At 46.7% G+C, this 19,247-nt stretch carries 20 protein-coding genes; 3 read left to right on the top strand and 17 right to left on the bottom strand.

What is annotated here, in order from left to right; translation table 11 throughout:
- Positions 1 to 14: 14 nt before the first annotated feature.
- From ACMXYW_RS14800 to ACMXYW_RS14845, 10 genes are read right to left on the bottom strand one after another with little or no spacing between them, the layout of a single operon-like run.
- Positions 15 to 461 carry an ATP synthase subunit C gene (locus tag ACMXYW_RS14800; RefSeq protein ID WP_415904556.1) on the bottom strand — a complete coding sequence of 149 codons (447 nt, stop codon included), beginning with the start codon at positions 459 to 461 and terminating at the stop codon, positions 15 to 17.
- On the bottom strand, positions 449 to 2,230 hold the full coding sequence (locus ACMXYW_RS14805; protein WP_415904557.1) for a V-type ATP synthase subunit I: 1,782 nt from the start codon (positions 2,228 to 2,230) through the stop codon (positions 449 to 451). Before ACMXYW_RS14805 ends, ACMXYW_RS14800 begins: the two co-directional genes overlap by 13 nt.
- Positions 2,227 to 2,829 (bottom strand): V-type ATP synthase subunit D, encoded by a 603-nt coding sequence (locus ACMXYW_RS14810; protein ID WP_415904558.1) that lies wholly within the window; start codon positions 2,827 to 2,829, stop codon positions 2,227 to 2,229. Before ACMXYW_RS14810 ends, ACMXYW_RS14805 begins: the two co-directional genes overlap by 4 nt.
- A gap of 9 nt (positions 2,830 to 2,838) precedes the next feature.
- Positions 2,839 to 4,197 (bottom strand): V-type ATP synthase subunit B, encoded by a 1,359-nt coding sequence (locus ACMXYW_RS14815; RefSeq protein ID WP_415904559.1) that lies wholly within the window; start codon positions 4,195 to 4,197, stop codon positions 2,839 to 2,841.
- Positions 4,198 to 4,226: 29 nt separating this feature from the next.
- On the bottom strand, positions 4,227 to 4,538 hold the full coding sequence (locus ACMXYW_RS14820; protein ID WP_415899360.1) for an NGG1p interacting factor NIF3: 312 nt from the start codon (positions 4,536 to 4,538) through the stop codon (positions 4,227 to 4,229).
- Entirely contained in the window at positions 4,526 to 4,984 is a 459-nt protein-coding gene (locus tag ACMXYW_RS14825; protein WP_415904560.1) for a hydrogenase maturation protease, read from the bottom strand. Before ACMXYW_RS14825 ends, ACMXYW_RS14820 begins: the two co-directional genes overlap by 13 nt.
- The gene (locus ACMXYW_RS14830) at positions 4,981 to 6,276 is read right to left on the bottom strand and encodes a Ni/Fe hydrogenase subunit alpha (protein ID WP_415904561.1); all 1,296 of its coding nucleotides are present in this window, start codon (positions 6,274 to 6,276) and stop codon (positions 4,981 to 4,983) included. Before ACMXYW_RS14830 ends, ACMXYW_RS14825 begins: the two co-directional genes overlap by 4 nt.
- Complete coding sequence (locus ACMXYW_RS14835) at positions 6,269 to 7,048, bottom strand: sulfhydrogenase subunit delta (RefSeq protein WP_415899364.1); 780 nt, start codon at positions 7,046 to 7,048, stop codon at positions 6,269 to 6,271. Before ACMXYW_RS14835 ends, ACMXYW_RS14830 begins: the two co-directional genes overlap by 8 nt.
- Entirely contained in the window at positions 7,048 to 7,884 is an 837-nt protein-coding gene (locus tag ACMXYW_RS14840; RefSeq protein WP_415904562.1) for an FAD/NAD(P)-binding protein, read from the bottom strand. Before ACMXYW_RS14840 ends, ACMXYW_RS14835 begins: the two co-directional genes overlap by 1 nt.
- Positions 7,881 to 8,987, bottom strand: coding sequence for a 4Fe-4S dicluster domain-containing protein (locus ACMXYW_RS14845; RefSeq protein WP_415904563.1), 1,107 nt, complete (start codon positions 8,985 to 8,987; stop codon positions 7,881 to 7,883). Before ACMXYW_RS14845 ends, ACMXYW_RS14840 begins: the two co-directional genes overlap by 4 nt.
- A gap of 155 nt (positions 8,988 to 9,142) precedes the next feature.
- Here ACMXYW_RS14845 and ACMXYW_RS14850 point away from each other — a divergent pair, with 155 nt between their 5' ends.
- Positions 9,143 to 10,375: a diguanylate cyclase gene (locus tag ACMXYW_RS14850; protein ID WP_415904564.1), complete on the top strand. Its 1,233-nt coding sequence runs from the start codon at positions 9,143 to 9,145 to the stop codon at positions 10,373 to 10,375.
- Between the two features lie 43 nt (positions 10,376 to 10,418).
- On the opposite strand, the gene dapB is transcribed toward ACMXYW_RS14850, so the two are convergent.
- From dapB to grpE, 5 genes are all read right to left on the bottom strand, one after another.
- Positions 10,419 to 11,225, bottom strand: coding sequence for a 4-hydroxy-tetrahydrodipicolinate reductase (dapB, locus tag ACMXYW_RS14855; protein ID WP_415904565.1), 807 nt, complete (start codon positions 11,223 to 11,225; stop codon positions 10,419 to 10,421).
- A gap of 14 nt (positions 11,226 to 11,239) precedes the next feature.
- Positions 11,240 to 12,046 (bottom strand): serine O-acetyltransferase, encoded by an 807-nt coding sequence (gene cysE, locus ACMXYW_RS14860; protein ID WP_415899369.1) that lies wholly within the window; start codon positions 12,044 to 12,046, stop codon positions 11,240 to 11,242.
- 50 nt (positions 12,047 to 12,096) lie between these two features.
- The gene (gene dnaJ, locus ACMXYW_RS14865; protein WP_415904566.1) at positions 12,097 to 13,230 is read right to left on the bottom strand and encodes a molecular chaperone DnaJ; all 1,134 of its coding nucleotides are present in this window, start codon (positions 13,228 to 13,230) and stop codon (positions 12,097 to 12,099) included.
- A gap of 157 nt (positions 13,231 to 13,387) precedes the next feature.
- Positions 13,388 to 15,319 (bottom strand): molecular chaperone DnaK, encoded by a 1,932-nt coding sequence (gene dnaK / locus ACMXYW_RS14870; protein WP_415904567.1) that lies wholly within the window; start codon positions 15,317 to 15,319, stop codon positions 13,388 to 13,390.
- Between the two features lie 148 nt (positions 15,320 to 15,467).
- Positions 15,468 to 16,073: a nucleotide exchange factor GrpE gene (gene grpE / locus ACMXYW_RS14875; RefSeq protein ID WP_415899372.1), complete on the bottom strand. Its 606-nt coding sequence runs from the start codon at positions 16,071 to 16,073 to the stop codon at positions 15,468 to 15,470.
- Positions 16,074 to 16,272: 199 nt separating this feature from the next.
- Between grpE and recN the strand changes: the two genes are divergently transcribed.
- Entirely contained in the window at positions 16,273 to 17,937 is a 1,665-nt protein-coding gene (gene recN / locus ACMXYW_RS14880) for a DNA repair protein RecN (protein ID WP_415904568.1), read from the top strand.
- A 98-nt stretch (positions 17,938 to 18,035) separates the two neighbouring features.
- Here recN and fur read toward each other — a convergent pair whose 3' ends face one another.
- On the bottom strand, positions 18,036 to 18,458 hold the full coding sequence (gene fur, locus ACMXYW_RS14885; RefSeq protein ID WP_415889448.1) for a ferric iron uptake transcriptional regulator: 423 nt from the start codon (positions 18,456 to 18,458) through the stop codon (positions 18,036 to 18,038).
- Between the two features lie 120 nt (positions 18,459 to 18,578).
- Between fur and ACMXYW_RS14890 the strand changes: the two genes are divergently transcribed.
- Positions 18,579 to 18,920: an outer membrane protein assembly factor BamE gene (locus tag ACMXYW_RS14890; protein ID WP_415882586.1), complete on the top strand. Its 342-nt coding sequence runs from the start codon at positions 18,579 to 18,581 to the stop codon at positions 18,918 to 18,920.
- Positions 18,921 to 18,944: 24 nt separating this feature from the next.
- Here the strand turns inward: ACMXYW_RS14890 and ACMXYW_RS14895 are convergent, their stop codons facing one another.
- Complete coding sequence (locus ACMXYW_RS14895) at positions 18,945 to 19,241, bottom strand: RnfH family protein (RefSeq protein WP_415882587.1); 297 nt, start codon at positions 19,239 to 19,241, stop codon at positions 18,945 to 18,947.
- Positions 19,242 to 19,247 lie beyond the last annotated feature (6 nt).

Raw genomic sequence — 19,247 nt, forward strand, 5'->3', positions numbered from 1 at the left:
CAGCAATCTCCCCCTTATAAAGGCACGCCTGCACTAATTACCAGTGCAAAGATAAAGGCAAATACTGCAAAGCCCTCTACAATCGCAGCCGGAGCTAACGACATGCCAAAGATCTCAGGACGGATTTTGGAAACATTGATTGCGGAAGCGCAACAACGCCCCTGCCATGCTGCGCTAAATAGAAGCGCTAAACCACACAACAAACCAATGGCAGCTAAGCCCGGTGCGTTATCGATCGTAATTTCTCGATTCAACGCAAACATAACCACGATGCCGTATATAGATTGCGACGACGGCATTGCAGCCACCCCAATATAACGACCATGACCTATTTCGGTTTCTAACAATGCACCACAGGCAGCTTGCCCCGCCTGCGCACAACCAATCATGCTACCGATTGCACCTAACGCCATTGGGCCGTATAGACCAGCCCAACCCAAAGCAATAATCAGGTTATCCAAGGTGAAACCTCCCGTTTAGCAAACGGCTGAAAGGCATAGCCCTCATCCGCCAGACTCCAGTTATAAAATTCGATTAAATTCAGACGCAAACCGTGAATCACACCACTGATCACGGTAAGTACGAAATTAAGAAGATGGCCTACAAGTAAGATAAGCACTTTAAATAACAAGCCAATCGCAGGCAGCGCAGCTGCGACATCTACCGCGAGTTGATTAAAGGTCATCGCCAACGAAGCACTGGCCAACCCCAAAGCAAACAGACGCAGATAGCTCAGAACATCACCAAATATTTTGGTTATCCCTGCAAGGGCCAAAACACCATCGAAGAGCCGACCCACACTCCATTCTGACTTTTCACTAGAGAAAAGAAGCACTAGTGACAGACAAACCGCCAATAACAGCCAATGAAAAACCTCAAAACCAACAATCCATCCCCATAGCGCCACAGAAACCGAACCTGCCCAACCTAATGCCGCATACCTTCGAGTACTGCCCCGTCTGACCCAAGCCATCATCAGGTTAGCTAAAATAAGGTGTACAGCCCCTACGGATATTGAGAGCAACATCATGCTGTCAAAGTCATTTAGATCCATCAGTTTGAAACCCTGCAGCCACGCAAAGGGGGCTTGGGCACCGAAGTAGCTCCCCACCAACACACCCCAAACAAACCCTGCTACAGAAAGCGCTGCACCCATAGCACGCAAACGCAGCCCCGTTTCTGAGCGCCCCATATCTCGCCAGTAAAACAGCAAAATCGCAGCCAACAACAGCGAGTAGCCTGCATCGGACATGATCAACGAAAAGAAGCTCACAAAGGAAAATAACACCACGCGCGAAGGGTCCCAACTGCGGTAGCCAGGCATCTGGAAGAAATGCACCACCTCTTCACCACCAGCAACAGAGGTTGGATTCTGTAAAAGTGTCGGAGGCAGCTCATCAGGCTTAGGAGCTTCGAGCTGTAACACCATACTTTGCTGATCAGCAAAGCACTGTAACGACTCTATGCTGTCCTCAGCGACCCAGCCCTGAATAGCAAAAATTTCATCACGATCTAAAGTCTGATCTGATACTTCAGCTAGCTGAGCATCATCCTCGGTACCCGCAATGGATCGCTGCAGAAGATAGATCCACCGTGTAAGCGCCTCGCGTTCGGCCTCAACCGTTTCTAGCTCGACCTCGATATCTTCCAACTCACGTTGCAACTGTTCGAGCGGAATAGCACCTGTATGAGTGCGGGTGACTGGCATAGCGTTTAACGGCGGCTCTGTTTCTGAAATAACCGTGATATAGCTATAGCGATTATCTCGATGAACCCTTTGCCAAGGCAGCTCCGTTTTCTCTACCTCTTTCATCTTGTAGTTAGGTACAAGATAAAACCACAAACGGCGGCCGTATAACTCACCTTCCTCGGGCAAGATAAAACTACCCCAAGGCTTGAGATCCTTTATACGTTTGCGCAAAAAATCATGCCGTTCCACCAGCTTAAGCCGCAAACTACGGTTTTGATCAACTTTGTCTGTAACCTCCAGCAGATCAAAATGACGTTCACTGACTACCTGCTTGCGCTTTTGCTTAGAGTTCAGAAGATAGTGCAACACGCCATGGAGCTGTTCAGGGCTCACTTGATGCTCTAGCTTCACTTGAGATTTTTTAGGCGCGACCAAAGGAATAACATGCATTACCCCCAAGGCTTGCAAAGCATCGAGAATAGATGCCTTTTCCTCCGTTAAGCCAACTAAGGTCGCTTTCTTAAGAGACTGAATACTCATAACTGCAGCCTCCGACGTTTGTTCTTCGCAATCTTGGCACGTACAACACCCGCCCGTTCTGCATCAGATAAAGCGATACGGATCTTGCGGATATTTTTTTCAGTCTGAGGAATCAAAACCTTATCGAATAAATTTAAGCGCTGGGTCGTTTTCTGCAGTCCAGTTTCCAATATCTGTAGGCGTTGTTGGTAGATCCTGATCTCTACTTCCAGCCGTAACGCTTGCTCCTGCAGTAACAAAACTGTATCGACCCAATGAGGCAAGACCAAACGAGAGTATTCAGATAGCTCAACCTTAAACTCAGCTAGTTCAGGCAGCTCTAGTCCGACTAAATTGCTGTACTTCACTTCAACCTTTTGGACCTGTAGCAACTGGCTAAGCTCGATCTCCGCACCCGCCAGCATTGGCAGTTTCTCAGATACACAAAGGTAGAGATCTTGTAGCTTTAGCTGGTTAGCTTGTAGAAGCTGCTGGGTTTCTTGTCTCGCAGCGAGAAGCTGTTTTCGCTTTAAATCTAAGGCGGGCACGAACTGACGAAACGCTTTTAAGCGTCCGCCCTCGCGATTTAATGTGGTCTTATTGAGTGCTAGCTTCGCCACAATTCATCCCTAAGCCTTAGCTAAATTTTGCGCTGGAAAATATTTATCCACCAACGCCTGCTTCATCAACAATTCTTGCGGCTCGAAACATTCAGCCAGTGTCAGCCAGCACTGATCTAATGCTTGCTCTAACGGCATAGTGACATGTATATCCATAAACCGATCTCGGAACAGCTCACCAAATTTAAGTAAGCGCTCATCATACTCACTGAGCTCAAACGACATCGCTTGTTTCTGCGCTGCATCTTGGGATTCCGCATACAAGCGCACCATAGTGTTCATAATCTGACTATGATCTTCTCGGGTGACTTTACCGATCACGTGCTGCTTTAAGCGCGATAGGGAACCGAACGGATCAATAACCCCATCGTGCAGATAGAACTGACCTTCGGTGATATAGCCGGTGTTATCAGGTACAGGGTGAGTCACATCGTCACCCGGCATTGTTGTAACCGACAAAATGGTTACAGAACCTGCACCTTTGTAATCGCAGGCTTTTTCATATCGGCGCGCTAATTGTGAATAGAGATCCCCGATGTAGCCTCGATTTGAGGGTACATGCTCCATAGAGATGCCCACCTCTTTAAGCGCGTCGGCGTAAGCGGTCATATCAGTGAGCAGTACCAGTACCCGCTTGCCCTCTTCAACGGCAAAGCGTTCGGCCACCGCTAACGCCATATCCGGAACCAACAAGCCTTCTACGGTAGGGTCAGATCCCTGATGAACAAACATCACCGTTCGCGCTAACACACCGGCCTCTTCAAATGCCTGCCTGAAGAAGTGGTAATCATCGAACACCAGACCTATACCACCAAAGACCACTACATCGGCATCCGCATGGGTGCCAATCTGCGCTAGCAGCTGGTTATAAGGCTCGCCAGCCACGGAGAAAACAGGGATTTTTTGACTCTCAACTAGACAATTAAATACATCAATCATCGGCACGTCGGTGCGAATCATATGCGAGGCTAAAACACGTCTAGCCGGATTGACCGTGGGCCCATCGATCTCAATTTTGGGCTCTTCTGTGAGCATCGGCCCGTTGTCGATAGCTCGACCCGTTCCTGAGAAAGAGCGTCCAAGAATATTAGGAGAAAAAGTGACTTCCATGGAACGACCAAGGAAGCGAACCACCGAATGAGTTGAGAGGCCTTTAGTGCCTGTGAAGACCTGAAGCGAGACTTCTTCACGATCGAGCAAAATGACTTGGGCCAAATTGGCTTCAGCACCGTCAAGTCTGTCATTTTCGATTAAAGCTAGATCACCAAAACAGATAGACGAAGCGCCATCTGTTAACGGTACATGTACTTTAACTATGTCACCAACAATCTCCAGAATACGAGAGTAACGTACCAATAACTGCGTCACTTCTACCTCCCTGTCATTCGGTTACAACTTTAAAATTCTTCTAAGCGCCAAACATCGTAGGCTGGCTCTTCGTAAGGGTGAGACGATTTCATTGCATCAACGGCCTGACGTATCAGCTCATCGCTACAAACCAGTTCAACTTTCCACTCATCAACCGTCTCTACATTACCTTGCTGCCCTATATGCGGATCACTACCTTCCAAAGGGCGAAACTGCCCCTGACCCAGCACCTGCCAACAGCAACAATCGTAGTTACCAATTCGTCCTGCACCTGTAGCGAACACAGCTGCTTTAACTTGTTCCAAATTTTCATCGGGAACAAAGAAACTTAGTTTATACACCGAAGTTTTACCGTTTTATTTAACTGTTCAACCATATTAGGTATCTGCTCAGATATACAATCCGATATAGGCGCCATAGTCTCAGTTTGACCTAGCTGAACCAGAAACAAACTGATCTGCGGCAAAGGTTGTTCGAGTTTAAGCAACAACTGCCAACTCTCTGAGATACCCAAAGTATGACTACTAACTGGCGCATTTTGCATATGCAAAAACCCAGACCCATCCTCAATATACCTGTACTCACCCGATTTTTGCTCCATTTCACAGGCATCAATCACAATAACCTGATCAAACTGAGGCAATAGCGTCACTAAAGAGTGGGCAGGGCTGGTTAATTTCTCGCAGACCACAGATTCAGGGAGTAAACCTTGCAGGGCATCCACCAGCACCCAACCGATTTGATCATCCCCATGGGAAGAGCCCAAACCAAAAATTGCTAACTTCAAGGCTTACGCTCCGTAGTTAACTTTAGAAAGTGAGTTGCGCAGGAGATACAAGGGTCATAATTACGAATCACTTTTTCGCTATGTAAGCGCAAAAGATCATCGGGTTGATCCAAGCCAAATTCACTCAGGGAATAAAGCAGATCTTGCTCGATACGTGCTTGGTTTTGGCTCGTTGGCGGGACAATTTTCGCTTCTGTAATTAAGCCAGCCTCATTGACTGTATATCGGTGCCAGAGCATACCTCGAGGCGCTTCACTCCAACCGTATCCAGTGCCTGCTCGTGGACTAACCTCAACCGCACTTTTTTCAGGTGACTCATACGCTTCCAACAACTTAATCGCTTCATCCAAAGCAAAACAGATCTCCACACCACGCGCCAACATGCTGTGGAACATATTTTGACTTGGAAAAGGGTTACCCAATTTACAAAGTAGCTTTTGTAGAAAATCAGGTAGCTGTTGATGATTCAGATTGATCCTTGCCAGAGGGCCTACCAGATAGTCCTGGCCATTGAGATGACTCCACAGCGCCGTCGAGTGTGGCGACTGGCTCTCAGCAAAGTAGGTTTCATAGTCGTCCTCAGTGATATTCAATCCTGAGCTACTAACGAGACGACCTTCTCCAAGCGGATAGCCATTCGCTGTTAGCGAGACTGAATTAAAAGCCTGTCGATGATCAGGAATCTCAACCTCCGCTAACCATTCAACCATCGCAACGGCTTGAGGCAATATTTCCTGCAGGCTCTGCTTGAGTTCGAGGGCTTCGGATATTGAAGGCGCTTTATGAAAACCACCCACTTTAATGCCGACAGGATGCACAGAACGCCCACCCAAGAAGCGCATGATTCGGTTACCCGCATCTTGAATAGCAAAACCTCTTCGAACTTCATCGGGGTATTCCCCTGCGAGCTCCAACGCCGAGTTATGGCCAAAATAATCTGGCAACGCTAGCAAATGGATATGCAGACCATGACTTTGCAGCCACTCGCCTAAATAGAGCAAACGCCGCATATCCTTGATCCATGGAGTTAGCTGAACCTGAAACAGAGATTCCAACGCATTCACTGCACTGACTTGATACGCCACAGGACAGATCCCACAGATACGCGCCACAATGTCTGGAACTTCGGAAAAGTGCCGCCCTTCTAGAAACTTCTCAAAAAATCGTGGCGGCTCATAAATTTTGAACTGCAGTTGCTGCAATCTACCTTGCTCAATCTTGAGATGGAGTGCCCCCTCACCCTCAACACGGGCAAGTGAGGGCACATCAATCTGAATCTTTCGCTTAGTCATTCAGCTCTCCATTACCACCTTTAGGGAAAGGACTGGGGTCAGGATGAATCAATTGAAAGCGTCGACTAACTTCTTCATCAACAAGGCCTAAACCTGATAAACGACGTGCCAACGCTGCATGATGAGACAACTCTGCATCGCCATAGCAGCCATAGCATGCCCGACCAAATTTAGGACACAAAGCTCCGCACCCCAATCTTGTTACTGGCCCCATACAGGGCTCTCCAGCAGTGACTAAAGTGCAGACCTGACCTGAGCGTTTACACTCAACACAGAGCTTTTCGCGCTCATCCTGAGGCATCACGTCTTCAAGCATTAAGCTGATCGCCGTTGAGATTTGGCGACTATTGATCGGGCAACCCCAGAGTTCAAAATCAACTTTAACGTGATCTTTGATCGGCTCTGATCTATCCAAACTGTCGATAAATTCAGGCTGTGGATAAATAGCCCCCGGCCAAGTTTCTGGTGCATCCGCTAAGTTCTTTAATGCTTGAATCCCACCAGAAGTGGCGCAGGCTCCCATGGTAATAAGATAACGACTGTTCTTACGTATCTGTTGGATTCGCTGAGTATCATGTTGAGTCACAATACTGCCTTCGATAAAGGCAATATCGACCTCTGCGTTTTCATCCAAAACACCAGCTTCCGCAAAGTGCTTAATCTCAACGCGAGTAGCTAAAGTCACCAGCGCCTCACCCATATTAAGAAGAGCGAGCTGGCAACCATCACAGGAACTAAACTTATGCACAGCAATACTCGGTTTAGAGTTCATCACACGCCCTCCATACCTAAACGATCACGTACAGCAGGGTAAGAAAATACTGGACCATCCTTGCAGATAAAATCAGCCCCAAACTGGCAATGGCCACAATGCCCCATGGCACACTGCATATTGCGCTCTAAGCTAAGATAGATCTGAGCTGGATCTATCCCTAAACCAATAAGCTTTTCCGCTGCAGCATGCATCATCCCCTCAGGCCCACAAATCATCGCCAATGCATTACTGGGATCAACCGTCACTTGATCAATTAGTTCGGTGATACGCCCTTTATGGAATGGCCACGCCGGTCCTGATTCATCCGCAGCAAGAAACACCTCTACATTCTCAAACTGACGCCATAGATCGTAGCGCTCACTCCAGATAAGATCATTGCTGTGCTTAACGCCTTGAACAATACTCAAGCGTCGATAATGATCTCGCCTTTTCAGCGCATAATTGATTGCTGCTACGACCGGCGCACAACCCAATCCACCGGTAACGATCAGAAGGTCCTTATTTTTGGCGTCCGGCAGAGGCCAACCTCGACCAAATGGACCTCTTAGACCGATTTGATCTCCCTGTTTTAATTTCGCTAAGCCTTCAGTAACACGCCCTACGATCCTGATAGTGTGATCAATTACGCCTTCATCCTTAGGATCAGAAACGATCGAGATAGGCACCTCACCCACACCGAAAAGGTAAAGCATATTGAACTGCCCCGGCTTAAACTCATAGGCCTCTCGCTCTGCGAGGTCAGCCAACTGCAAACGAAGCGTAAAGATCGTCTTAGATTCAGCAATCACCTCAGTAACAGTTGCAACCAAAGGTTTCTGACAGAAAACACTCATTCTTTGTCTCCTGTTATCAGGTTTGCTTCTGCTACAAAATCTATCTCTGCAGGGCACCAAGTCATACAGCGCCCGCAGCCAGTACAACCTGAGCGGCCATATTGGGTCTGCCAAGTATCTAGCTTATGGGTCATCCATTGCTGATAGCGCTGCTTAACAGTTTGTCGAACTTGAAATCCAGCAAGCTGGCCATGAGATTCTCCAAAACAGCTATCCCACTCTCTGACGTGCTCGCTCTCAGCACCATTAAGCTGTGGCTCTTCATGCTGTCGATGACAGAAACAGGTGGGGCAAACCATAGTGCAGTTACCACAAGCAAGGCAGCGCTCGGCAACATCATCCCATTGCAGATGATCTCTTCGGCTTTGCAGATCATCTTTAGCAATAAGGTTGAGGGATCGGGTTTGTTGATTAGCAGCCGTTTGAATCTGTTCCTTGGCCATATCGGTCATCGCTTCAGTCACTTCGTGTAGCGGCAACTGATCGATGATAGCCGAACCTTTATCCGAGCCCGATTGAATAAGAAAACCGTCGTCCAATTCAGTTAGCAGGATGTCATATCCTTGCTTAACCTCAGGGCCGTCACCGGTAGAAGCGCAGAAACAGGTTTCTGCCGAAACATTGCAATTAACAGCAATTAAAAACAGCCTTCGCCGCTTTGCTTGGTAACCGGGATCAACAAAATCACCTTCTAGAAAATGCTGATCCTGCAGTTTCAACGCGGCAAGATCACAGGCCTTTACTCCTATGACCGCAACTTTTTCTTGCGCTTGTTCAGGCACTAAAAATTGCAATCGACCATCACCACTACGCTTTGCTTGCCAGATGACTTCTCGAGCTGGATATAACAGCGGTTTTAGTGCTGAAGGCCCATTTGCCCAATTAAACTGGCGTGGAGAACCACTGTGCTTGAGTCGATACCTCCCCGGCACCTGTTGATCTTCCCACCCTTGCGGCAGATCACTAACAGATTGGAGATCATCAAAAACAATCGCACCATCGCGAACTTGCGGACCATGCAACCTAAAGCCTTGCTTAAGCAAAAGCTCAAACAGCTCAGTTAAATCCGTCCTCATGAGAAAAGCAGATTGAGAAATCGCCATTCACTCCCCCTCCCTTACTCCTTTAATATTAGCCTAAACTACTAGACAAGCTTCGAGATTTGGGGTGGTTTTTGCCTTCAATTAAGCAATCATAAATGACACTATGAAAAGGTGTGCTAACCCAGACATTAATCGCATCTATTTTGAGTTTAGATATGAAAGTTCTTGTCGTTGAAGATAGCCAGTTAGTTAGTCGCGTACTACAAAGACTTTTTCAATCCGCTGATCTGCCTGTGGAAATCATCTTCTGTGAAAGCCTTCTTCAAGCTCAGGAAAAGATAGATCTCTACGAAGATATTTTTGCAGCACTTGTTGATCTAAACCTTCCCGACGCGCCCAATGGCGAAATTGTCGATCTCATTCTCGCGCAAAACATTCCGACAATTGTTCTTACCGGCAGTTATGACGACGATAAGCGTGAATCTTTACTTCAACAGGGCGTGGTGGATTACATCATCAAAGAGAGCCGCTTCTCCTACGAATATGCCGTTCAATTAATTCACCGTTTACTTAAAAACCGAACGATAAAAGTCCTATTAGTCGAAGACTCCTCCTCCTATCGTTTACTGATTCGTAAACAACTAGAAAAGCACCTATATCAAGTTATTGAAGCTAGCAATGGCCAAGAGGGCTTAGCTAAGTTGCAGCAAGACCCGGAAATTAAACTGATTCTAACTGACTACGAGATGCCGAATATGAACGGCATTGAGTTGGTACAAGCCATTCGACGCGAATACGAAACCTCGGAACTGAAGATTATCGGCATATCGGCTGCCGACAGCCCCTCCCTATCGGCCAAATTTATTAAAAGCGGTGCAAACGATTTTCTAACTAAGCCGTTTAACTATGAAGAGTTGCATTGCCGAGTGATGCATAACATCGAGCAGATGGAACTCATTGCTCAAATCAAAGATGCGGCTAACCGCGACTTTCTCACAGGTCTACACAACCGCCGTTATCTATTCGAACAGTCTGAAAAGTTATTAACACAATCACAAAACCAAGCCTGCTTAGCCATGATGGATCTGGACTTCTTTAAACAGATAAATGACAACTATGGTCATGACGCTGGCGATGCTGTACTGACACAGATAGCCACCTTGCTGAATCGTTCCTTTAATCGCTTCTTACATGCCCGTATTGGCGGTGAAGAGTTTTGTGTTTTGTTAAGCGGTTTAAATTTAGAACAAGCAGATATTTTGATGCAGCATTTCTGCACCTTAGTGCATGACACTGAATTTGTATTCGCTGATCAAATATTACCTGTCACAGTGAGTATAGGTTTGATCGAAAGGGATGATGATAACTTCAGCCAGATGATCAGCCGAGCAGATGAGATGTTGTATAAAGCGAAAGAGGCTGGTCGCAATACCGTTGTGTGCGATTAAAAAAGCCGCTGATAAACAGCGGCTTTTTAAAGTAGATCTAAAACTATTTCAGACCAAGAATATCCTGCATATCGTATAGGCCATTCTCTTTACCTTCCAACCACTTACAAGCACGAACAGCGCCTTTAGCGAAAGTTAGACGGTTACTCGCTTTATGCGTGATCTCGATACGCTCACCTTCTGTACCAAATAGCACAGTGTGATCGCCTACGACATCACCAGCACGGATCGTTTCAAAACCGATCTCACCACGAGGACGCGCGCCTACCTGACCTTCACGGCCATAAACAGCGCACTCTTTAAGATCACGACCTAAGGCATCAGCAACCACTTCACCCATACGTAGTGCAGTTCCTGAAGGCGAATCCACTTTGTGACGGTGGTGAGCTTCGATCACTTCGATATCGTAATCATCGTTACCTAAAGCTTTAGCTGCGATCTCAAGCAGTTTGAAGCACAAGTTCACACCAACACTCATGTTTGGTGCAAATACAATGGCAACACTCTCAGCGGCTTTCTCTAGCACTTCTTTCTGCTCATCAGTAAGACCCGTCGTACCGATAACAACTTGCTTACCGTGAGTAGTACAGAAACGAACATTCTCAAGCGTGACTTCTGGTGCTGTAAAGTCGATTAGCACGTCAAAATCAGCAACCGCTTCATGCAAAGAACCAACAATCTTAACGCCTAGCTTACCAACACCTGCAACTTCACCGGCATCTGCGCCGATCAAAGAACTATCAGGCTCAACAATAGCTGCACCTAATTCAATGCCTTCAGCCATCTGTAGCGCTTCGATATTTGCTTTACCCATACGACCGGCTGCGCCAGTAACTGCTACTTTAATCATGTAAGTTTCCGCTCTTATTTGTTTTTGTCGTGAAGGATATTCTGGTCCATATCCAGTGCCGGTTTATCGCATTGAGGATGACCAACAGCACGGGCAGGTACGCCTACAACTGTTGTATGCCTTGGCACATCATCCAACACAACACTTCCACCACCTACTTTGGCACCTGCGCCCACTTCGATGTTACCGAAGATCTTGGCACCTGCCGCAATCATAACGCCTTCACGAATTTTCGGATGACGATCACCACAATCTTTACCTGTACCGCCTAAGGTTACAGATTGCAGGATAGAAACATCATTCTCGATCACGCTGGTTTCACCCACAACAATACCTGTTGCGTGATCAAACATTACGCCATGACCGATTTTAGCCGCAGGATGAATATCAACCTGCAACACACAACTAACTCTGCTCTGGATATAAAGCGCCATGCTCTTACGGCCTTTATTCCACATATAGTGAGCCACACGATACGCCTGAATTGCATGAAACCCCTTAAGGTACAGCAATACAGTCGCATATTTATCGATTGCAGGGTCTCGGGTACGAACCGCAGCTATATCTGCACACACAGCCTGTAAGATCTCTGGCGCTTCACGAAATACTTCTTCGATCACTAGACGAAAAGTTACTGCTGGCACTGCATCATCATGCAACTTGCGGCTCAACAGATAAGCCAAAGCAGAACACAAACTCTGATGACCTAAAATATTGGCGTGATAAAACCCCGCCAATACAGGCTCGTCAACTACTTCACGTTCGGCTTCTGCCGTAATTTCATCCCAAAGCCAAGTTGGGCATTCTGGATTCTGGCTCATGCCATCCCCATTCTTATAAAAATTTAAGGGGCAATAAATGCCCCTTAAAATTAGGTCATATCTTCAAAAAACTTTTTCACAGAATCAAAGAAGCCGTGCTTCTTCGGGCTGTGTTTATGCGTACCTTGCTCCATCTCGTCTTGGAACTCACGCAATAGCTCTTTCTGACGGCTGCTCAACTTAACCGGCGTTTCCACAACCACTTTAACCAGAAGGTCTCCCGTAGATCCACCGCGAACCGGCGCTACACCCTTGCCACGTAGACGGAACATTTTTCCTGTCTGTGTTTCGGATGGTACTTTCAACTTAACACGACCATCAAGAGTTGGAACTTCTAGCTCACCGCCCAATGCTGCATCAACAAAGCTGATCGGCACTTCACAGTATAAATGTTTACCGTCACGCTCAAAGATCGGGTGATCTTTAACATGAACTTGTACATATAGATCGCCTGCTGGACCACCGTGAGTACCCGCTTCGCCTTCACCCGCTAGACGGATACGATCGCCTGTATCAACGCCCGCTGGGATCTTAACGTTAAGCGTCTTAGTCTTCTCTTTACGGCCATGACCGTGACAGTCAGTACAAGGATCAGTAATGATCTTGCCTTCACCATGACAGGTTGGACAGGTCTGTTGCACCGAGAAGAAGCCCTGCTGCATACGAACCTGGCCTTGACCGCCACAAGTGCCGCACACTTTTGCAGAAGTACCAGGCTTAGCACCACTGCCATCACAAGTTTCACACTCTACAAGCGTAGGAACTTTGATGCTCTTTTCTACACCACGAACCGCTTCTTCCAGCGTCATTTCCATGTTGTAGCGTAAGTCAGCGCCACGTTGTACCGAGCTACGGCCACCGCGACCACCGCCGCCACCGAAAATATCGCCAAATACATCGCCAAAGATATCAGAGAAGTTACCGTCGAAGCCGCCACCGTGACCACCACGCATGTTCGGATCAACACCGGCATGACCGTATTGATCGTACGCAGCTTTCTTCTGAGCGTCAGATAACACTTCGTAAGCTTCGTTTACTTCTTTGAACTTATCTTCTGCTTCCTTATCGTCCGGGTTACGGTCCGGATGATATTTCATTGCCATACGGCGGAAAGCTTTCTTGATATCGCGATCAGATGAATCCTTAGATACACCCAATACTTCGTAATAATCTCGTTTTGACATGGTCACTACACTATACAGTCACAACACTGTTTTCGGCTTTAAGCCGGATATGACAACGCGGGCATAGAGCCCGCGGTGCCGAGTAATTCGACTTTGCAGCATCGTTAAACACTGCAAAGTTCTACGCTTATTTAGCCCGATTCAGCTAAAAGGCGACTTATTTTTTGTCGTCTTTAACTTCTTCGAACTCAGCGTCTACTGCATCATCGTTACCGCCAGCTTGTTGCTGTTCAGCACCGCCTGCACCTTGCTCAGCTTCAGCTTGCTGTGCAGCTTCTGCGTACATCTTCTGAGCAACACCAGAGATCGCTTCAGTAAGTGCAGCAGTTTTAGCTTCGATAGCGTCTTTGTCGTCGCCTTTAAGCGCTTCTTCAAGCTCAGCAGTTGCTGCTTCAACAGCTGCTTTCTCTTCGTCAGTCGCTTTGTCGCCCGCTTCTTCCATTGTCTTCTTAGCAGAGTGAACCATCGCGTCACCCTGGTTACGCGCAGTAGTCAGCTCTTCAAACTTCTTATCTTCTTCAGCGTGAGCTTCTGCATCGCTTACCATCTGCTCGATCTCGTCATCGCTCAGACCAGAAGAGGCTTTGATTACGATAGACTGCTGTTTACCAGTCGCTTTATCCTGCGCAGACACGTTAAGGATACCGTTGGCATCAAGGTCGAAAGTTACTTCGATCTGAGGCACACCGCGTGGTGCTGGTGGGATCTCAGCCAAGTCGAAACGACCTAGAGATTTGTTCTGTGCCGCTTGCTTACGCTCACCCTGTACAACGTGAATTGTTACAGCGTTTTGGTTGTCGTCTGCAGTAGAGAAGATCTGAGACTTCTTAGTTGGGATAGTCGTGTTCTTCTCGATTACTGGAGTAGCTACGCCACCCATAGTTTCGATACCAAGCGTTAGAGGCGTTACGTCTAGTAGTAGAACGTCTTTAACGTCACCTGCTAGTACCGCACCTTGAATCGCAGCACCCATTGCTACCGCTTCATCAGGGTTAACGTCTTTACGTGCTTCTTTACCGAAGAATTCAGCAACTTTTTCCTGAACCATTGGCATACGAGTCTGACCACCAACCAAGATAACTTCGTCGATCTCAGATGCGCTTAGATCAGAATCTTTTAGAGCGATCTTACATGGCTCTAGAGAGCGCTGAACTAGCTCTTCTACTAGAGACTCAAGCTTCGCACGAGTGATCTTAACGTTAAGGTGTTTTGGACCTGTTGCATCAGCAGTGATGTAAGGTAGGTTAACGTCAGTCTGCTGTGCAGAAGATAGTTCTACTTTAGCTTTCTCAGCACCTTCTTTAAGACGCTGAAGCGCTAGTGGATCGTTGTGTAGATCGATACCTGTGTCTTTCTTGAACTCATCAGCCAAGAACTCGATCAAACGTAGGTCAAAGTCTTCACCACCAAGGAACGTATCACCGTTTGTAGACAATACTTCGAACTGGTGCTCGCCATCTACTTCAGCGATCTCGATGATAGAGATATCGAAAGTACCACCACCTAGGTCATATACAGCGATAGTTTTGTCGCCTTTAGACTTGTCCATGCCGTATGCAAGAGCAGCAGCAGTTGGCTCGTTGATGATACGCTTAACTTCTAGACCAGCAATTTTACCCGCATCTTTAGTCGCCTGACGCTGAGCATCGTTGAAGTATGCTGGTACAGTTACAACGGCTTCAGTTACTGTCTCGCCTAGGTAGTCTTCTGCAGTTTTCTTCATCTTCTTCAGAATCTCTGCAGAGATCTGAGGTGCAGCAAGCTTGTCGCCCTTAACTTCTACCCAAGCATCACCGTTGTCAGCTTCAACGATTTTGTATGGCACCATTTTGATGTCTTTCTGAACAACATCATCTTTGAAACGACGGCCGATAAGACGCTTGATAGCAAATAGCGTGTTGTCTGGGTTAGTAACCGCCTGACGTTTTGCAGGCTGACCGACTAAGATTTCACCTTCATCAGCGTAAGCAATGATGGAAGGCGTTGTGCGATCGCCTTCAGCGTTTTCGATAACTTTAGCGCTGTCGCCATCTAGGATAGAAACACAAGAGTTTGTAGTTCCTAAGTCAATACCGATGATTTTACCCATTTGTATCTGCTCCAATTCTTTCTAAGCTGCCCGTTCTGACGGACAGTGATTAATTCTATAATTGACTTACTAGTCAGTATGAAATCTATATAAGTACGTTTTGCAGGGTTTCAAGGCCGAAACCAAAATTAAATTTGCCTAACGTACCTTAAGCTTTAGCCACAACAACCATCGCAGGGCGCACTAGGCGGCCGTGCAATGTGTAACCTTTCTGCATTACTGCAATAACTGTATTTGGCTTCGCATCTGGTGACTCAACCATAGACATTGCTTGGTGTAGTGCCGGATCAAATGCTTCACCTTGAGGATTAACCTGTTCCATCTGGAATTTAGCCAGACCCGAGAGGAACATGTTCATAGTCATCTCAACGCCTTCTTTCATCGGCTTAACCGCTTCGTCATCACCGAAGGCTTCAATAGCGCGCTCTAGGCTATCGACGATTGGCAACATTTCGTTGGCAAACTTCTCTACGCCAAATTTGTGCGCCTTTTCTACATCCTGTTCAGCACGACGACGAACATTCTGAGCATCAGCCTGAACACGTAGCATCTGATCCTTTAGCGTCTCAACCTCAGCTACTGCTGCAGCTAGATCAGCTGCCAATTTATCCGCATCCTGAGCAGTCTCTTCTGCAGCAACCTGTTCCGCTTCACCTTGTTCAGCGTTTTCTTCTTGCGCTTCTTCCGCTGCTACAACCTCTTCTGGCTGCTCAACTTTCTGCTCTTCTACGGGGTTCAGTTCTTCGTTTGCCATTGTGCTCTCCAGCCAGCCCATTCAATAAACTCGAGGGCGTCTGTTGGGTGTTAATATCAATTGCTCTTGAATATGGGGACAAAGAGATCGCTTTCAACAGATAAATTCGATTTTTTTACGCTAATTTCAGATAAAGATTGCATCCGATCAAAATATGACTTATACAGAAACCACTGTATAAAAACACATGTATTTTATTATGCTGAATCAATTATCTATTTGTGACTTTGCCATTGTTGATCACCTTGATCTGGAACTAAGCCAAGGCATGACCGTAGTCAGCGGTGAAACAGGTGCGGGTAAATCGATTATGCTCGACGCCCTAGGCCTAGCCTTAGGTAACCGCGCAGAGAGCGGTGCCGTACGTCAAGGCGCTGAGAAAGCCGACATCACAGCAAGCTTCAACATAGATAGCATCCCTGAAGCCTCTCAGTGGCTATCAGAGAATGATTTAGACAATGACGGTGAATGCATACTGCGCAGAGTGATCACTAAAGAGGGGCGCTCACGCTGCTATATCAATGGTCGCCCATCGCCTGCCAGCTTAGTCAAAAACCTTGGCGAGCTACTGATTGCTATTCATGGTCAACATGAACACCAACGCTTACTGAAAAAAGATCATCACCGAACACTACTCGATAATTTTGCCGGACAGACCAAACTGGTCAACCAAGTTCACAGTAGCTACCAGCAATGGCATAAGCTCGATAGCGAACTGAAACGTCTCTCTGAGCAAAGCGCCGAACAAACAGCACGAGTGCAGCTATTAAGCTATCAGATTGAAGAGTTAGACCAGCTCGCCTTAACCGATGGCGAACTAAAGCAACTGGAAGAAGAGCAAAAAACCTTAGCCAATGCCGAGAGCATTCTGAACACAGGCCACCAGCTGATCAATCTAGCCAGCGATAGCGATGACGCCAATTGCGTACAACAATTGAATCACTGCCTGCAGCTTCTATCTGAAATCCAATCAGAATCCCCTTCAGTTCGACAAGCCAACGAGATGCTGAACTCGGCATTGATCCAAGTTGAAGAAGCCAGCAACGAGATCCGCCATTACATGGATCACGTCAATGTCGATCCAAGCAGACAACAAGATGTCGAAGAACGCTTATCAACAATCTACGAGATTGCGCGTAAGCATCGCATCAACCCAGACGAGCTATGCGAATTCCATCAATCGCTTAGCCAAGAGCTATCCAGCCTAAGTCGCTCTGACGAAGAGTTAGAGCAACTCGCCCTTGACGTTGAGAGCGCCAAAGCTGAATACCTCGCTTACGCTAACAAGCTAAGTGCTAAGCGATCCACTGCCGCTAAAAAATTAGGTAAGTTAGTTGATCAGCAACTACATAATCTAGGCATGCCATCTGCGCAGATGTCTGTTGCATTAACCGCTTTAGAAAAACCAAGTCTGAACGGTTTGGAAGAAGTAGAATTCCTGATTATTACCAATGCAGGCCAACCACCAAAACCATTAGGCAAAATCGCATCAGGTGGTGAGCTATCACGTATCAGTCTTGCTATCCAAGTAATCACAGCACAAACCTCCACCACTTCGACACTAATCTTTGATGAAGTCGATGTAGGTATTGGTGGTGCGATTGCGGAAGTTGTGGGTCGCCTATTAAGACAACTGGGTGAAAAAGCACAAATCCTGTGTGTTACTCATCAGCCGCAAGTCGCGAGCCAAGGCCATCAACATCTATTTGTGAGCAAACAGACGGATAAAAAGACCACTCACACGCAGATTAATCAACTTTGCGCGGACAGCCGTGTTAAAGAAGTTGCACGTATGCTGGGCGGGATCGATATTACAGAGCGATCTATCGAGCATGCTAAAGAGATGCTTGCTCAAGCAAGCTAGACCTCAAGCCCCATACACATAGTTTTTGGAAGGGTATTCCATACACTAAAAAACCCGCTAGTAGCGGGCTTTTTAGTTGTCACCAGAGCAAGTACTGCTTATTTTTCGTCTGCGTCTTTATGTACGCCGTATAGGTAAATAGTACGGTCAGTAACAGTGAAGCCCATAGACTCAGCGATCTCGTTTAGAAGCTCATTCAAACGTGGATCGTTAAATTCTTTTACAATGCCACTTTTTACACAAACAATGTGGTCGTGCTCTTCATCACGCGCCAATTCAAATACAGAGTGACCACCTTCGAAGTGGTGACGCGTTACTAGACCAGCCGCTTCAAACTGAGTTAGTACACGGTAAACCGTTGCCAAACCAACATCTTCACCTTTTTCCATCAGCAACTTATAAATATCTTCAGCACTGAAGTGATCGCCTTCACCAGCCTGTTCTAGGATCTGATAAATTTTTACGCGAGGTAAAGTTACCTTCAGACCTGCTTTTCTTAGTTCCTGATTTTCAAGTGACATAGTTATCTATTCTCTAAGCTGTTGGTGATTACATAATCATGCGGAAGCTGAATTGCTTGTTCAATAGCGCACGAAACTTTATTATCCGCATTTACGCACAATAGTGGAAGCAAAATTCTGATGCAAAAACTACTAATTGCTACAACTTTTACTGTAGCACTGACTCTGACCGGTTGTTCTGGTTTCCCAGGTGTTTATAAGTTCGATATTCCGCAGGGCAATGTTGTTACTCAAGAGATGGTAGACCAGCTTCGCCCAGGCATGAGCCAGAGCCAAGTTCGCTTTATCATGGGCTCACCGTTAATCACTGACACCTTCCACGAAGGCCGTTGGGATTACCTATACACTAAGAAAAGCGGTGAAGATGGCAGCTATAGCAAAGAACGCATCTCTCTATATTTCACAGATGGTAAGCTAAATGCCTTAAATGGTGACTTCCGTCCAGGCGGTAAGCGTAGCTAAACTTTAGCTACGCAAGCGTGCAGCTTATTCAGCTTCTTTCTTTGCTTTCACCTTAGCTGCGCGCTTAGCCCTTGCTTCCTTCGGATCAGCAATTAAAGGGCGATAAATCTCAACACGCTGACCTTCCCGCAAAATTGTCTCTTTAGGGTTCTTGATTGCTTTAGCAAAGATACCCATAGGATCATTCTCAGGATCGATCTGTGGATAAAGCTCCACAATGCCAGACTGGATAACCGCATCATAAGCAGTGCAATCATCAGCCACAGTCAAAGCTATGATTTTTTGCTCTGTAGGAAGGGCATAAGCGACTTCAACATTCATAGTGAC

Origin of the sequence: Neptuniibacter sp. QD48_55, assembly GCF_047778115.1 — a bacterium.
In the GTDB taxonomy this organism is placed as follows: Bacteria; Pseudomonadota; Gammaproteobacteria; order Pseudomonadales; family Balneatricaceae; genus Neptuniibacter.

What these genes read in the sequence shown, in the direction of transcription:
- ACMXYW_RS14805 (WP_415904557.1), bottom strand. Translation starts at nt 2,230, where the DNA reads ATGAGTATTCAGTCTCTTAAGAAAGCGACCTTAGTTGGCTTAACGGAG.
- ACMXYW_RS14830 (WP_415904561.1), bottom strand. Translation starts at nt 6,276, where the DNA reads ATGACTAAGCGAAAGATTCAGATTGATGTGCCCTCACTTGCCCGTGTT.
- ACMXYW_RS14835 (WP_415899364.1), bottom strand. Translation starts at nt 7,048, where the DNA reads ATGAACTCTAAACCGAGTATTGCTGTGCATAAGTTTAGTTCCTGTGAT.
- ACMXYW_RS14840 (WP_415904562.1), bottom strand. Translation starts at nt 7,884, where the DNA reads ATGAGTGTTTTCTGTCAGAAACCTTTGGTTGCAACTGTTACTGAGGTG.
- ACMXYW_RS14845 (WP_415904563.1), bottom strand. Translation starts at nt 8,987, where the DNA reads ATGGCGATTTCTCAATCTGCTTTTCTCATGAGGACGGATTTAACTGAG.
- ACMXYW_RS14850 (WP_415904564.1), top strand. Translation starts at nt 9,143, where the DNA reads ATGAAAGTTCTTGTCGTTGAAGATAGCCAGTTAGTTAGTCGCGTACTA.
- dapB (WP_415904565.1), bottom strand. Translation starts at nt 11,225, where the DNA reads ATGATTAAAGTAGCAGTTACTGGCGCAGCCGGTCGTATGGGTAAAGCA.
- cysE (WP_415899369.1), bottom strand. Translation starts at nt 12,046, where the DNA reads ATGAGCCAGAATCCAGAATGCCCAACTTGGCTTTGGGATGAAATTACG.
- dnaJ (WP_415904566.1), bottom strand. Translation starts at nt 13,230, where the DNA reads ATGTCAAAACGAGATTATTACGAAGTATTGGGTGTATCTAAGGATTCA.
- dnaK (WP_415904567.1), bottom strand. Translation starts at nt 15,319, where the DNA reads ATGGGTAAAATCATCGGTATTGACTTAGGAACTACAAACTCTTGTGTT.
- grpE (WP_415899372.1), bottom strand. Translation starts at nt 16,073, where the DNA reads ATGGCAAACGAAGAACTGAACCCCGTAGAAGAGCAGAAAGTTGAGCAG.
- recN (WP_415904568.1), top strand. Translation starts at nt 16,273, where the DNA reads ATGCTGAATCAATTATCTATTTGTGACTTTGCCATTGTTGATCACCTT.
- fur (WP_415889448.1), bottom strand. Translation starts at nt 18,458, where the DNA reads ATGTCACTTGAAAATCAGGAACTAAGAAAAGCAGGTCTGAAGGTAACT.
- ACMXYW_RS14890 (WP_415882586.1), top strand. Translation starts at nt 18,579, where the DNA reads ATGCAAAAACTACTAATTGCTACAACTTTTACTGTAGCACTGACTCTG.
- ACMXYW_RS14895 (WP_415882587.1), bottom strand. Translation starts at nt 19,241, where the DNA reads ATGAATGTTGAAGTCGCTTATGCCCTTCCTACAGAGCAAAAAATCATA.